Source organism: Metabacillus idriensis (genome assembly GCF_009674765.1).
Taxonomy (GTDB): Bacteria; Bacillota; Bacilli; order Bacillales; family Bacillaceae; genus Bacillus_P; species Bacillus_P idriensis.
Window position 1 is genome coordinate 279,829 of sequence record NZ_WKKF01000003.1, and the last position, 13,330, is coordinate 293,158.

13 protein-coding genes are annotated in these 13,330 nt (G+C 45.3%); 3 read left to right on the forward strand and 10 right to left on the reverse strand.

The annotated features are described in order from the left end of the window. Positions 1-58: 58 nt before the first annotated feature. Together GJU41_RS14340 and GJU41_RS14345 are read left to right on the forward strand one after the other, a co-directional pair. Entirely contained in the window at positions 59-268 is a 210-nt protein-coding gene (locus GJU41_RS14340) for a YuzF family protein (protein ID WP_070879510.1), read from the forward strand. Between the two features lie 24 nt (positions 269-292). Beyond that, on the forward strand, positions 293-1,183 hold the full coding sequence (locus GJU41_RS14345; RefSeq protein WP_070879509.1) for a manganese catalase family protein: 891 nt from the start codon (positions 293-295) through the stop codon (positions 1,181-1,183). Positions 1,184-1,626: 443 nt separating this feature from the next. Here GJU41_RS14345 and GJU41_RS14350 read toward each other — a convergent pair whose 3' ends face one another. Then, positions 1,627-2,091, reverse strand: a complete 465-nt coding sequence (locus tag GJU41_RS14350) for a phage tail protein (protein ID WP_070879508.1) — start codon at positions 2,089-2,091, stop codon at positions 1,627-1,629. 18 nt (positions 2,092-2,109) lie between these two features. Continuing rightward, on the reverse strand, positions 2,110-2,589 hold the full coding sequence (locus tag GJU41_RS14355) for a GyrI-like domain-containing protein (protein ID WP_070879507.1): 480 nt from the start codon (positions 2,587-2,589) through the stop codon (positions 2,110-2,112). A gap of 106 nt (positions 2,590-2,695) precedes the next feature. Between GJU41_RS14355 and GJU41_RS14360 the strand changes: the two genes are divergently transcribed. Next, positions 2,696-3,658, forward strand: coding sequence for a helix-turn-helix transcriptional regulator (locus GJU41_RS14360; RefSeq protein ID WP_154319004.1), 963 nt, complete (start codon positions 2,696-2,698; stop codon positions 3,656-3,658). Positions 3,659-3,926: 268 nt separating this feature from the next. On the opposite strand, the gene GJU41_RS14365 is transcribed toward GJU41_RS14360, so the two are convergent. The 8 genes from GJU41_RS14365 to GJU41_RS14400 all read right to left on the reverse strand — a co-directional run bounded on the left by GJU41_RS14365 (position 3,927) and on the right by GJU41_RS14400 (position 13,316). After that, positions 3,927-4,901, reverse strand: coding sequence for a tRNA dihydrouridine synthase (locus GJU41_RS14365; protein WP_083328410.1), 975 nt, complete (start codon positions 4,899-4,901; stop codon positions 3,927-3,929). A 180-nt stretch (positions 4,902-5,081) separates the two neighbouring features. Continuing rightward, complete coding sequence (gene rlmD, locus GJU41_RS14370; protein WP_070879504.1) at positions 5,082-6,461, reverse strand: 23S rRNA (uracil(1939)-C(5))-methyltransferase RlmD; 1,380 nt, start codon at positions 6,459-6,461, stop codon at positions 5,082-5,084. 228 nt (positions 6,462-6,689) lie between these two features. After that, positions 6,690-7,601, reverse strand: a complete 912-nt coding sequence (locus GJU41_RS14375) for a diacylglycerol kinase (protein ID WP_070879503.1) — start codon at positions 7,599-7,601, stop codon at positions 6,690-6,692. A gap of 174 nt (positions 7,602-7,775) precedes the next feature. Beyond that, positions 7,776-9,206 carry an Asp-tRNA(Asn)/Glu-tRNA(Gln) amidotransferase subunit GatB gene (gene gatB / locus GJU41_RS14380; protein ID WP_154319005.1) on the reverse strand — a complete coding sequence of 477 codons (1,431 nt, stop codon included), beginning with the start codon at positions 9,204-9,206 and terminating at the stop codon, positions 7,776-7,778. Positions 9,207-9,217: 11 nt separating this feature from the next. Beyond that, a complete protein-coding gene (gene gatA / locus GJU41_RS14385) occupies positions 9,218-10,675 on the reverse strand; it encodes an Asp-tRNA(Asn)/Glu-tRNA(Gln) amidotransferase subunit GatA (RefSeq protein ID WP_070879501.1) in 1,458 nt (485 codons plus the stop codon). 16 nt (positions 10,676-10,691) lie between these two features. Beyond that, on the reverse strand, positions 10,692-10,982 hold the full coding sequence (gene gatC, locus GJU41_RS14390; RefSeq protein WP_070879500.1) for an Asp-tRNA(Asn)/Glu-tRNA(Gln) amidotransferase subunit GatC: 291 nt from the start codon (positions 10,980-10,982) through the stop codon (positions 10,692-10,694). 83 nt (positions 10,983-11,065) lie between these two features. After that, positions 11,066-11,992, reverse strand: a complete 927-nt coding sequence (locus GJU41_RS14395) for a glycerophosphodiester phosphodiesterase family protein (RefSeq protein WP_170292803.1) — start codon at positions 11,990-11,992, stop codon at positions 11,066-11,068. 331 nt (positions 11,993-12,323) lie between these two features. Continuing rightward, the gene (locus tag GJU41_RS14400; RefSeq protein ID WP_070879497.1) at positions 12,324-13,316 is read right to left on the reverse strand and encodes a LacI family DNA-binding transcriptional regulator; all 993 of its coding nucleotides are present in this window, start codon (positions 13,314-13,316) and stop codon (positions 12,324-12,326) included. Positions 13,317-13,330 lie beyond the last annotated feature (14 nt).

Genomic DNA, 13,330 nt, shown 5'->3' on the forward strand with positions numbered 1-13,330 from the left:
TTTTTCATATCGAGAAACATATACTCAGTAAGAATGACTTCAGAATAGGAGGATCTAAATGACAAACAACAACCTGTTAAGCTTTTATGATCCCTATGTTTATCAGACATTAACAACCATTGTTGGTAAAATGGTTACTGTTCAAACCATAAGAGGCAGCGTTCGTGGCTCCTTGAAAAATGTAATGCCAGATCACATTGTTGTCGAATCTAACGAAACTCCCTTTTTTATTCGTACCCAGCAAATTATTTGGGTTTTTCCTGGTTAACAAAAAGGAAGTGGAGGGGAAAAAATGTTTAAAAGAATAAATAAATTGGCAATTGAACTTCCTATACCCGCACACGGCGATATGAATGCAGCAGCAGCAGTACAAGAGCTCTTGGGTGGCAAGTTTGGGGAGATGTCTACCTTAAATAACTATATGTTTCAGTCTTTTAACTTCAGAAATAAAAAAAAGCTAAAACCATTCTATGAGTTAGTGGCAAGCATTACAGCAGAAGAATTTGGTCATGTAGAACTTGTTTCTAATACGATTAATTTGTTATCGGTAGGGAATACTTTTCCAGGGGATCCAGATATTACTCCACTTCAAAATGGGAAGGATGCGAGAAACACCCACCATTTTATTTCTACAGCTCAAACGGCTATACCAGGTGATTCAATGGGAAGACCTTGGACTGGTGATAATGTTTTTAATAGCGGAAATCTGGTTTTAGATTTAACACATAACTTTTTTCTAGAAATTGGTGCACGTACACATAAAATGAGAGTTTATGAGATGACTGATCACCCAGTTGCTAGAACCATGATTGGGTATTTGCTTGTTCGTGGAGGAACACATATCCTCGCCTATGCGAAAGCAATCGAAATTGCTACAGGGGTAGACTTGACGAAAATGCTTCCAATTCCAAATCTTGATAACTCAAAATTTGATTATGCCAAACCGTTCATAGAAAAAGGCTTAAGCAATGTGCTATTCACATGGAGCGAAACAGAATACAGGGATATCGGAATGATTTGGAAAGGAACAAATCCGGAAAATGGGCAACCGCTTGAAGTGAAAATTGGTACTCCTGAAGGCGGACCAATTCCAGACTTAGAGGATTTACCTGAAGAATTTGCTCCTGGTATTACTAGGGACGATTATGAATTAATCAAAAAACGTCTAATGGAAAATTTATAATGGTTTTTTTGCAGGAAAAATATTAATTAAATTTGGATTTGTTTAGCGAACGGCAACAGCCACTGTTCGCTATTTTCATTCATACTTCAACAATCCAAGTTGACACTTAAATAGAATCAGTTTGAAGTCGTCTGATGAAAATTTTTCCTTGTTTTTTTATTATTCTTGGAAACTTAACTCACTAGAAAACGATAGAAAATTTTACTTTTCACGCTGGCAGCAAAGATGTCAGTTATGTTAGTCTCTGTATGACAATAAATAAGAGCCTCCCCACTCAGGAAAGGCCCTCTACTCACTGTTAAATCTTTATTTATCTTTACTTACAAGTAGCGAACAGCACTCCACATGCCTTAAGTGTTTGCAGCAATACTGGCGGTATGCTGTGAGTTTATTTATCTTCCTGTTCAATAAAATTGTTTTCCGTTCCACTGTACAGCTCTGCCTTAATATTCTCCTTTGATGACAAAAAACGAGCCCCTGATGGTTCCAGCGAGTTTAGACTTCTGTCTGGCAAACTTAAACTTGCCTTCTAACTCCTTTGGTATCTCCATTCCCTCAGAAAGCTTAAAGCCCACTGCCCTCTTCTTCTGATCATCAACGGTATACATGATGTTGACCGCGAGACCATCCTCATAAAAAACGTAGGCAAATTTAATATTTGCCACTTGAAATCTGGACGTTTCCAGCGGTTTGGCCGCAAACTCGATATCACGCTCTTCCTTTAAAATCCGGTTCACATAATCGATTGTCTCCTGGCTTTCGTTCGCTGGTACAACCGCAAATTCGTGTTTGTATTTGTTCATAAAGTAACGAGATTCATTTGCCCGTAAACCAGCAAGCGCTTCTGCTGCAGGCGAAGACTCTAAACCAGCCGCAGACACATTTTTAAAATCAACGATACAGGACATTGCCATCCCTCCTTTTGATTATTTCCTGACAACAGGAATCCACATTTCCCCATAAATCATGCCGTTACGATGCTCCATCTCAACACTTGCATTTGGTCCGCCAACATAGGCAACATCCTTTGCTTCTGGAAGGACTTGACCAAAGGCAATAGCAGCAAGCTGGTTATTCAAATCATCAGCTGACTTTCCTTCGCCTTTAACCACTACGTATTCCCCTTTAGGAAATTGAATCACTCTCGCTTCTTCTGGTGCAGGTTCCTCTGTCATGACGCCTGCATAATGCATCATCTTGTTATTTACCGCTTCGTTCACAGCAAAAACATAGTCATTGGCGGCCATGGATTTTAAAGTATCCAGCCTTCCATCTTGGCTGACGCCTTGCCAAAATTCGAACTTTTCCCTGTGTATGCCTGCATAGTCTGTGTAATCGCTTTTTAGCTCAGTTCCAAGACCGATTACGGTAAAGCCTTCTTTTTCTTCCAATGTATAATTTGCCATTTCCCATACCTCTTTTCTGCATTTTTCAATGATTTGTATTATTGTCTTGCTAGGTTTATCATAGTCTTAAATCATGTCAAAAAACGATACTGTTTAGGAGCCCCTCATGAAAAAAGTTGAACGGATCAATATCATCATGCGGTATATTAACAACCGCGCCCGCTTTACCATTTCTGAAATCATGCAGGAGTTTAACATTTCACGTTCGACAGCCATTAGAGATATCAGAGAAATTGAAGCCATGGGAATGCCTCTTGTCGCTGAAGTTGGAAGGGATGGGGGTTATTTTGTCATGCACAATTCCGTACTGCCCGATGTTCGTTTTACCAACGATGAGGTCAAAGCACTGTTTATTGCCTTTATGGCTACAAGAAACCAGCAGCTTCCCTACCTGAAGAGCCGTCAGTCTTTAGCTGAAAAGTTACTGGGTCTCATCTCCAAAAACCAGCAGGATGATCTTGTTCTTCTAAATCAAATCCTGCTTTTTGAAGGGACCAATCCACATAACCCCGACCTGCTTGATCTGTCTGACCTTCCCCACCCGATGTTAGAAACACTCATCCAAACCCTTCTTACAGACAGCTATCTAGTCATAACCACCAAAGAAGAAAAGGAAGCAATGTCATATCCGATTTACCTTTTGCACCTTTATCGTGAAAAAAGCGTATGGCTGATTGAATGCTTTGATTTAATAGAAGAAAATAAGAAGATTATTCCTGTCGACCATCTCACAGATGTCAAACCCTACCCGTCAAAAAAAAGAATCAGCAAGAAAAAGATCTTAAGAAAACTAAACAAGCAGGAACAAACCATCAATCTTGTCCTTGAGCTTGGCCCAAACGCAATCGCCCAGTTCAAAAAATACCATCCTTTAAAGATTTCACTTTTCTATACGAATCCATACCAAACCACAGCCACTCTAAAGACTTTCATCAATGTGAATAAACCTGAAGAACTAACCGAAATAACCAATTGGCTGCTTTTTCTAGGACCAGATGTCAAGGTCAGGGAAATGCCGGAAGAAGTTTTAGAGGGTTTACAGGAGAGATTACGCCTGTACCGCTCATAGATTTAAACAAAGAGGAATCAATTAAAAAGGACGGTCCCCAGGTAAATCATTACCGAGAGGAGCCGTCCCTGCATTTAATAAGAGGAGGTTTACCTTTGTCATTTTTATAAGCCAGCTTTGATACACACTCTACAGTGTATGTGACAACACATGAGTGCTGGCGGGTATATTGCATTCTTAAGACCTTTTTTCGGAAAAAGACTATATCAAAAAGGTGCAGGCTGCAAAGGAACTTAGTGCTGAATTAAATTCTCTGCATTTTTGAGACTTACATCCTGTCACTGTTTTCTTTTTCGAAGTGTTCAAGCAATGCACGCACGTCATCTGTTGACTTCGTGTTCATCAATTTGTTTCGCAGTTCAGCAGCTCCAGGGAATCCTTTGACGTAAATTTTGAAAAAGCGGTGAAGCCCTGTGATTGAACGCGTTACTTCTTCTGCATATTGATCTTGAAGATCAAGCTGCAGTCTTAAAAGATCTAGGTATTCTTTGCTGCTGTGCTCTTTTGGCTCTTTTTCAAAAGCAAAAGGATTTTTAAAAATACCCCGCCCGATCATGATGCCGTCAATTCCATATTGTTCAGCAAGCTGAAGCCCGGTTTGGCGGTCAGGGATGTCGCCATTTATGGTCAGCATCGTATTTGGTGCGATGCGGTCACGCAGTTTTTTGATTTCCGGGATGAGCTCCCAATGCGCATCAACCTGGCTCATTTCATCTCTTGTGCGTAAGTGAATGGAAAGGTTCGCAATGTCCTGCTTCAGGATGTGCCCAAGCCAGTCCTCCCACTCATCTATCTTTTTAAACCCGAGTCTTGTTTTCACGCTGACAGGCAGTCCGCCTGCTTTTGCAGCCTGTATGAGTTCTGCCGCGACGTCCGGACGGAGAATCAGGCCGCTGCCTTTTCCTCTTGATGCCACGTTCGGGACAGGACAGCCCATATTAATATCAATTCCTTTAAAACCCATCTCCGCCATGCCAATGCTCATTTGACGGAAATAGTCGGGATTATCTCCCCATATATGTGCCACCATTGGGTGTTCATCTTCTGTAAACGTCAATCGGCCGCGCACACTTTTCAAGCCCTCGGGATGACAATAGCTGTCCGAATTTGTAAACTCTGTGAAAAATACATCCGGCCGGCCGGCTGCACTGACTACGTGACGGAAAACAACATCTGTCACATCCTCCATTGGGGCAAGTACGAAAAATGGCTTCGGCAGATCACGCCAAAAATTATTGATCATGTCAAACTCAAATCCTCTCACTGTCAAACTTCCGGTAAAAAATATTCTTTTACACTTATATCATGTTTCCTGACTGTTTATCAATCTCTGCTTATTTATAAATTATTGGAAAAACATCTGATCATTTCACAAACAAAAAAGCAGATGGCATAGAATGTTCTATCTCAGCTGCTTTTTCTATTATACCAATTTTAAACACGCGACCGCTTCACAATGCGTCGTATGCGGAAACATATCCACCGGCTGGACTTCCACCGTTGCGTATCCGCCATCCTCCAGCACTTTCAAATCACGTGCAAGAGTTGCCGGGTTGCAGCTTACATACACAACCTTCTTCGGTTTCATATCCAAAATTGTCTGCAGCAAGGCTTCATCGCACCCTTTACGAGGCGGGTCGACCACAATTACATCAGCTGCATTCCCTTCTTCATACCACTTCGGAATAACGACTTCAGCTTCACCTACTGCAAACTCTGCATTTTCAATTCGGTTCAATGCTGCATTGCGTTTTGCATCTTCAATGGCTTCAGGAACAATCTCCACACCGAAAACTTTTTTAGCCTTTTGCGCTAAAAACAACGAAATCGTTCCAATGCCACAGTACGCATCAATAACAGACTCTTCACCGCTCAAATCTGCGTACTCCAGCGCTTTATCGTAAAGAACTTTCGTCTGCTCAGGATTGACCTGATAGAAAGATCTAGCCGATATCGCAAACTTGATATCCCCGATGTAATCGTAGATGTATTCTTCGCCCCAGAGCACGGTTGTTTGGTCGCCGAAGATGACGTTGGTGCGTTTTGGGTTGATGTTTTGGACGATGGACTTGATGGCTGGGAATTGGGATGTGATGTCGTCGATGATGGCTTTTTTGTTTGGGAAATCGGGTGTTCGGGTGATGAAGACGACCATCATTTCCTTTGTGACGATGCCGTAGCGGACCATGATATGGCGGAGCCAGCCTTTGTTTTTCTTTTCGTCGTAGGCTCGGATGCCGTGACAGTTAGCGATTGTCTTGATGGCTGCGACGACTTCATCGTTTTCGCTTTGCTGGATGAGGCATTGCTCCATGTCGATGATTTCGTGGGAGCGCTGCTGGTAGAAGCCGGCTACTAGTCCGCCTTCGCGTTCCCCTACTGGCACCTGTGCCTTGTTGCGGTAGTTCCATGGGTCTTCCATGCCAAGTGTTGGGTGAACGGTGACATTGTCCAGGTTCAGCTTGCCGATTCTTGTGAGTACTTCTTTTACTTGTTTCTGTTTAAAATCGAGCTGTCCTTGGTAGCTTAAGTGCTGCAGCTGGCAGCCGCCGCATTGTTTATAGATCGGGCACGGGGCATCGGTGCGCTGTGAGCTTTCTTCGTGCAGCTCGACTAGGCGTCCAAATGCGTAGCCTTTATTTATTTTCGTGACTTTGATTTGGCCTTTTTCGTTTGGAAGGGCGTTAGGAACGAAAATTGGGTAGCCTTCGATCTTCGCAACACCTGATCCGTCGTGTGTCAGGTCTTCAAAGGTCACGTCGTAGTATTCGTTTTTTTGTACAGGCGCTATTGCCTTTGTCATGATAATCTTCCTTTATTTTTACTGATAATATAGAAAAGCGGAAGCGCCTGTTTAGCTCCGACAGGCAAAAAAGGATCCGTCGGAAAAGTCCGGTTTTGACTTTTTTGGCGGAGCCGTTCTGACCGAGGTGTTAGGCGCTGGAGCTAGACATTGATAACTTAAATCAAACTATTACCCTCATTTTACCACACTGCAGACATAAGAAAAACTTGGCGCAGGGCCAAGTTTCTATTCGTCCATGGACTGTGCTTTTGCAAGCGGCATGAGGACGTCGATGTGTCGGTACATGTTGACGAATTCGCCCGGCAGATCGCCGCCGTATTCGCCGTCTAAGTTTAACTGCATTTTTTGAGCGGATGTTACCTTCACTCGGTTTGCAGTTGTGTAGATGATGTTGCTGTCGCTGATATGCTCACCGCGGAGGGCTAGGCTTGCGACCCGGATAAAGTCGGCAAGGTTTGCTTTTTTCAAGATCAGCAGGTCAAACATGCCGTCGTTCAGCTTGCTGTCTGGCGCAAGCTTTTCAAAGCCGCCGACAGAGTTTGTGAGCGAAACGAGGAACAGCATGATTTCGCCTTTGAACAGCTTTCCGTCGTATTCAATTTCTACTTCAGCCGGACGGATGGAAGGCAGCATTTCGATGCCTTTCAGGTAGTACGCGAGCTGGCCGAGGACGGTTTTCAGTTTGCTTGGGACTTCGTATGTGAGTTCAGTGAGACGTCCGCCGCCTGCGATGTTGACGAAGTAGTGGCCGTTGACGCGTCCGATGTCGATCGCTCTTGCTTCGCCTGCTAGGATGGAGTCTACTGCTGTTAAGATATTGTCGCGCGGAATTCCGATCGCACGCGCAAAGTCGTTTGTTGTTCCAACGGGAATTACGCCAAGCTGAGGTCTTTCTTCAAGGTCAGCAAGCCCGTTAACTACTTCATTTACGGTGCCGTCTCCGCCTGCTGCAATGACAAGGTCAAAGCCGCGTTCGCCCGCGTCTCTCGCTGCCTGGATGGCGTCGCCTTCGCAGGTTGTCGCGTGGCATGACGTTTCGTAGCCGGCTATTTCAAATTTCTGAAGAACTTCAGGTAATTGTTTTTTAAAGGCTTCGCGCCCTGATGTTGGATTATAGATTATTCTTGCTCTTTTCATTTTCCCCATCATCCTAAGTTAGAATGTATTTCCATGATTTGTTGTATCTAACAAACCATCAATTATACTACACCTTTTTTGTTAGATACGCAAACCCTAGAACTAGTATAGCCAAAGCCGGATAAAAACAACGGCGCCATTCATGATGTTCACTCGCGGCGCCGTCTCTTGGTTTTATCGTTTCTGAATTTCCTCTAGTAAAAGCTTGTTGACCATCGGCGGGTTCGCCTGGCCTTTTGTTGCTTTCATGATTTGACCGACAAGGAAGCCGATCGCTTTTTGTTTGCCGCTTTTGAAGTCCTCGATGGATTGCGGATTTGCATCCAGTGATTCGTTTACGATTTTACGGAGCGTGCCTTCGTCAGAGATTTGAACAAGTCCTTGATCCTTAACGATTTGCTCGGCATTGCCGCCTTTTTCGATCAGCTCTTTGAACACTTTTTTGGCGATTTTCGTTGAAATTGTGCCGTTTTCGATGAGCTTGATCATGCCTGCAAGTCCTTCTGGTGTAAGGGCCACATCCTGAAGCTCTTTGCCTTCAGCATTCAAGTAGCCGCTCACTTCACCCATTAACCAGTTCGAAGCCTGCTTAGCGTCTGCTTCTTTTGCCACCGTTGCTTCAAAGAAATCGGACATTTCTTTTGTCAGAGTAAGGACCTGTGCATCATACGATGGCAGGCCAAGCTCTTCGACGTAGCGCTTTTGCCGCTGGTCAGGAAGCTCAGGAATCGTTGAACGAATGCGTTCTTTCCACTCGTCATCAATGTAGAGGGACACAAGGTCCGGCTCCGGGAAGTAGCGGTAGTCGTCAGAACCTTCTTTGACGCGCATCAAGAGTGTTTTTCCCGTTGCTTCGTCAAAGCGGCGTGTTTCCTGCTCAATGATGCCGCCTGCTAGAAGAACTTCCTCCTGACGCTTCACTTCATGTTCAAGGCCTCTGCGCACAAAGTTGAAGGAGTTCAAGTTTTTCAGCTCTGCTTTTGTCCCGAATTTCTCTTGGCCGACTGGACGAAGGGAAATGTTGGCGTCACAGCGGAGTGAGCCTTCTTCCATCTTACAGTCAGAAACACCTGTGTATTGAATGATCGCTTTCAGCTTTTCAAGGTAAGCGTAAGCCTCATCAGGTGTGCGGATGTCCGGTTCTGATACGATCTCGATCAGCGGTGTGCCCTGGCGGTTATAGTCACAAAGAGAATAACCGTCGCCTGTATGTGTCAGCTTGCCGGCATCTTCTTCTAAATGAAGGCGGGTAATGCCGATTCGTTTCTTGTAGCCGTTCACTTCAATATCAATCCAGCCGTGCTCGCCGATTGGCTTGTCAAACTGGGAAATCTGGTAAGCCTTCGGGTTGTCCGGGTAAAAATAGTTCTTGCGGTCGAACTTCGTATCTGTCGCGACTTCACAGTTCAAAGCCATTGCAGCTTTCATGGCGAAATCAACGGCTTCTTTGTTCAGTACCGGCAGAACGCCAGGATAGCCAAGCTCGATCACGCTTGTGTTTGTATTTGGATCTGCGCCGAAATGGTTCGGTGCGCTTGAGAAAATTTTCGATTCTGTTTTTAATTCAACGTGGACTTCAAGTCCAATGACCGTTTCAAAGTTCATGATTTCACCCCTTACAATTCAGGTTTTGCTTTATGATGGTCGGTTGCCTGCTCAAATGCATGTGCAACACGGTAAACTGTGCTTTCGTCGAAATGCTTTCCGATAATTTGCAGTCCAAGCGGCAGTCCGTTTGAGAATCCGCAAGGTACGGAGATTCCAGGTACGCCTGCAAGGTTCACCGGGATTGTCAAAATATCGTTCGCATACATCGTCATCGGGTCATCTGTTTTTTCGCCTACTTTAAAGGCTGGAGTAGGAGTTGTCGGTCCAACGATGACATCGTATTTTTCAAACACATCTTCAAAGTCTTTTTTGATGAGTGTGCGGACTTGCTGTGCTTTTTTGTAGTAAGCATCATAGTAGCCTGAGCTGAGTGCGAATGTTCCTAGCATGATCCGGCGTTTGACTTCATCGCCGAAGCCCTCTGAACGGGACTGCTTGTACAATTCGATCAGGTTCTTCGCATTGTCTGAACGGTAGCCGTAGCGGACGCCGTCAAAGCGTGCAAGGTTCGCTGATGCTTCTGATGAAGACAGCAGGTAGTAAGTAGCGAGCGCGTATTTTGAATGAGGCAGAGATACCTCTTCCCATGTTGCACCTTGAGCTTCTAATACTTTTAAAGCATCAAGGACAGACTGCTTCACTTCTTCGCTTACACCTTCGCCTAAGTATTCCTTCGGCACAGCGATTTTGAGGCCTTTTACATCGCCAGTCAATGCAGATAAAAAGTCAGGCACTTCAACGTTTGCTGAAGTTGAATCCATTTTATCGGCGCCTGAAATGGACTGAAGCAGGAATGCATTGTCTTCAACGTTTGTTGTTAATGGTCCGATTTGATCAAGAGACGATGCAAATGCGATTAGTCCAAAGCGTGATACGCGTCCGTATGTAGGTTTTAATCCAACAACACCTGTGAAGGCTGCCGGCTGGCGAATCGATCCGCCTGTATCTGATCCAAGGGCAAACGGAACTTCGCGAGCTGCAACTGCTGCTGCCGAGCCGCCGCTTGATCCGCCTGGAACGGTTTCAAGATTCCATGGATTTCTTGTTGCTTTGTAGCCTGAGTTCTCTGTTGAAGAGCCCATTGCAAATTCATCCATGTTTAATTTTCCGATAGTGACAGCTTCCGCTTTTTGCAGATGCTGAACGACGGTTGCGTCATAGATCGGGTCGAAGTTTTCAAGGATTTTACTTGCCGCTGTTGTGCGCAGATTTTTCGTGACGATGTTGTCTTTTACGCCGATAGGCATACCGAACATAAGACCGAATTCATCGCGCGTTCCGATCGCTTCGTCCAGTTCCTTTGCATAGGCACGTGCTTTTTCTTCATCTAATGTAAGGAAGGCATTCACTTGATCGTCGACGGCATGAATTCGTTTGTATGATTCGTCAACAAGGTCTGTTACGGTGATTTCTTTTTTATGTAAAAGTGTTTTTAAATCTGACAGTTTGTGGTCAAATAATGACATGGTGGCTGCTCCCTCCTTATTCTAAAATGGACGGCACGCGAATGTATCCGTCTTTATGGTCAGGAGCGTTTTTCACGACATCCTCTACTGGCAATCCTTTTTCTGCTTTGTCTTCGCGCAGAATGTTCTTCATCTCTAATACGTGTGTTGTCGGCTCAACGCCTGTTGTATCAAGCTCATTCAATTGCTCGGCGAATGTGATGATCGCGTCCAATTGATTTGTGAACATTTCCGTTTCTTCTTCAGTGATCGCTAAACGCGCTAAATTCGCAACGTGCTTCACTTCTTCTTTTGAAATGCGTGACATGTGCTCCACCTCCGTTAAATCTCGTGCAAACAATACTCTGATGATATCAAAAGTCAGTGCATTAAAGCAACAAAAGGCCGCAATTATTGCGCCTCTCCGTATTCCTGATCGAGCACTTTTTTCACAATGTTCGGATGATCCGTCATGATCCCGTCGGCGCCGATTTCAACCAGCTTCCGGACACTGTCTTCATCGTTGATTGTCCAGTATTGCACAGCGATGTTCCGGTTGTGCAGCGATTTGATGATTCTCTCGGTAGTCAGGTCAAGACCGCTTGCTCTCATCGGGATTTGAACCGCCGTGTAATTGTTCATTGGAATCAGCCGGTCAACGAACAGCTTATGTGCAAGGACAAAGTTCCGTGTTGCTTCTGATGGTGAGCTGACAGGGACTTTGCCGTCGTTTGCTTCGATAAAGTAGTTTAGCGCTTCGTCGTAGAATGAGGCGATGATGACTTTGTCGGTCATGCTGTGTTTTTTGATCAGATCGGCCATTTTGTCTGCCAATAACGGGTCGTCGGTTTTCAGCTCGATGGTCATCGGGTAGCCTGGGAAAGCTGTGAAAATCTCATCCATGGTCGGGATGGTGACGCCTTTGTTCCGGTAAGGATGGGTTCCGTCCGGTCCAACGAAGTGATAGCCTGCATCCAGCTGCTTCAATTGTTGGAGCGTCATGTCTTTTACAGCGCCGGATCCATTTGTTGTGCGATCAACTGCGGCATCATGAATGACAACAACTTCTCCATCTTTTGAGAGATGGACGTCCATTTCGAGCATGTCGACTTCGAGCTTTTCAGATAAGGAGAAGGCTGCCATCGTATTGCCTGGCGCCATGCCGTCTCCGCCTTGATGAGCAATAATGAGCGGACGCTTGCCTTTTTTGAGGAAAGCTTGTTTTTCTGCAGGTTGAACAGGAATGAATTGAAAGATGGCGATGAACAGGATCAGCGTGATGAGAATCGCAGAGGTGAGTTTGAGCTTGGTTCTCTTCTTTCGGACGGGCTGCGGCACGATTTCCATGGTTTGGTCCCCTTTTTTAGTTGGTTAGTTTCTTTATATCATGGATGTGGAATTTGGTGTGTCGGTTTTTCTAGAAAAGGGGGTATTATCTTTGGGCTGGAAAAAGACCATTCCTTGTCACCATGTTTCCAGCAGCCCCACCACTTTACTTGCCAGATTACCGAAAATACTTGCCGATCCGCTCTAAATACTTTCCGCATTCCCAAATTTACTTTCCAAAACACCATAAATACTTTCCTTTTTCCAACTGTCTCCAAAAAAACAAAAAACACCAGCATCCATGCGGTGTTCTTCGTTTTAAACAAACGTTTAATTAAGATGCTTATTTACTGCTTTGGCGCAGTTTCAGCTTCGTTGCAATCATTACCTGCTTCGCAATTTTCCGCTCTGTGATCCGCTCGACCAGAAGATCAACCGCAGTCTCACCCATGACTTCTGTGTACACCTTCACCGTGCTGAGTGCCGGGAAAATGTATTTTGAGACACTGATGTCATTTACCCCGATGATGCTGACCTGCTCCGGGACGCGGATGCCGTGCTCATGCAGGGCCTGGAGGCTGCCGATGGCGATGGAATCATTGCCTGCAAAGAAGGCACTAGGCAGGGAGTCGCCGAGTTCTGCAATAGCTTGGGACATCATGCGGTGGCCGTCCTTTACTGTGAAGGAGCCGATGAACATGGCGTCCTCGCGCAGCATCCCTCTTCCAGACAAGTATTTGATGAATGTCTGCTCGCGCTGGTCGTCAAGTGTTGTGCTGTGCTCGCGGTAGGTTTCGCGTCCGCCGATGTAGCCGATTTGCGTGTGTCCTTTTGCGATGAAATGGTCGAGGACGCGCTCTGTTGCCCGTTCGAAGTCGACGATGACGGAATCGAATTTCTCCGGATCCGGACTTGAGTCGACGAAGACAACGTTTCGCGCGGCTTTTTTGAATTCCTCTGCCTGCTGCTTGCTGAACTTGCCTACTGCGACGATGCCCTGAAGCTGATCCTGGTTGATCGCGTCAAAATCGTCGTAGAAATAGGTGGCAAGCTGAAGGTTGTGGCTCTTCGCCCGCTCCTCGATGCCGAGTCTGATCGACATGTAGTAAAGATCGTTCAGCTCCTCCTGCTCTGTGTACCAGTGCACGATGGCGATTTTCGGAACGAGGCTTTTCTTTGTTTTTCGTTTTTGATAAGACAGCTCCTCGGCCACTTCGAAAATTCGCTTTTTCGTTTCGTCTCCAACGGATAGCGTTTCGTCAAAGTTCAGCACCCTCGACACCGTCGCAATGGATACACCCGCTTTTTCAGCTATATCTTTTATCGTAGCCGCCATATACCGTAACCCCT

What these genes read in the sequence shown, in the direction of transcription:
- GJU41_RS14355 (WP_070879507.1), bottom strand. Translation starts at nt 2,589, where the DNA reads ATGGCAAATTATACATTGGAAGAAAAAGAAGGCTTTACCGTAATCGGT.
- rlmD (WP_070879504.1), bottom strand. Translation starts at nt 6,461, where the DNA reads ATGACAAAGGCAATAGCGCCTGTACAAAAAAACGAATACTACGACGTG.
- GJU41_RS14360 (WP_154319004.1), top strand. Translation starts at nt 2,696, where the DNA reads ATGAAAAAAGTTGAACGGATCAATATCATCATGCGGTATATTAACAAC.
- gatB (WP_154319005.1), bottom strand. Translation starts at nt 9,206, where the DNA reads ATGAACTTTGAAACGGTCATTGGACTTGAAGTCCACGTTGAATTAAAA.
- GJU41_RS14340 (WP_070879510.1), top strand. Translation starts at nt 59, where the DNA reads ATGACAAACAACAACCTGTTAAGCTTTTATGATCCCTATGTTTATCAG.
- gatC (WP_070879500.1), bottom strand. Translation starts at nt 10,982, where the DNA reads ATGTCACGCATTTCAAAAGAAGAAGTGAAGCACGTTGCGAATTTAGCG.
- GJU41_RS14400 (WP_070879497.1), bottom strand. Translation starts at nt 13,316, where the DNA reads ATGGCGGCTACGATAAAAGATATAGCTGAAAAAGCGGGTGTATCCATT.
- GJU41_RS14350 (WP_070879508.1), bottom strand. Translation starts at nt 2,091, where the DNA reads ATGTCCTGTATCGTTGATTTTAAAAATGTGTCTGCGGCTGGTTTAGAG.
- GJU41_RS14365 (WP_083328410.1), bottom strand. Translation starts at nt 4,901, where the DNA reads ATGATCAATAATTTTTGGCGTGATCTGCCGAAGCCATTTTTCGTACTT.
- GJU41_RS14345 (WP_070879509.1), top strand. Translation starts at nt 293, where the DNA reads ATGTTTAAAAGAATAAATAAATTGGCAATTGAACTTCCTATACCCGCA.
- GJU41_RS14375 (WP_070879503.1), bottom strand. Translation starts at nt 7,601, where the DNA reads ATGAAAAGAGCAAGAATAATCTATAATCCAACATCAGGGCGCGAAGCC.
- gatA (WP_070879501.1), bottom strand. Translation starts at nt 10,675, where the DNA reads ATGTCATTATTTGACCACAAACTGTCAGATTTAAAAACACTTTTACAT.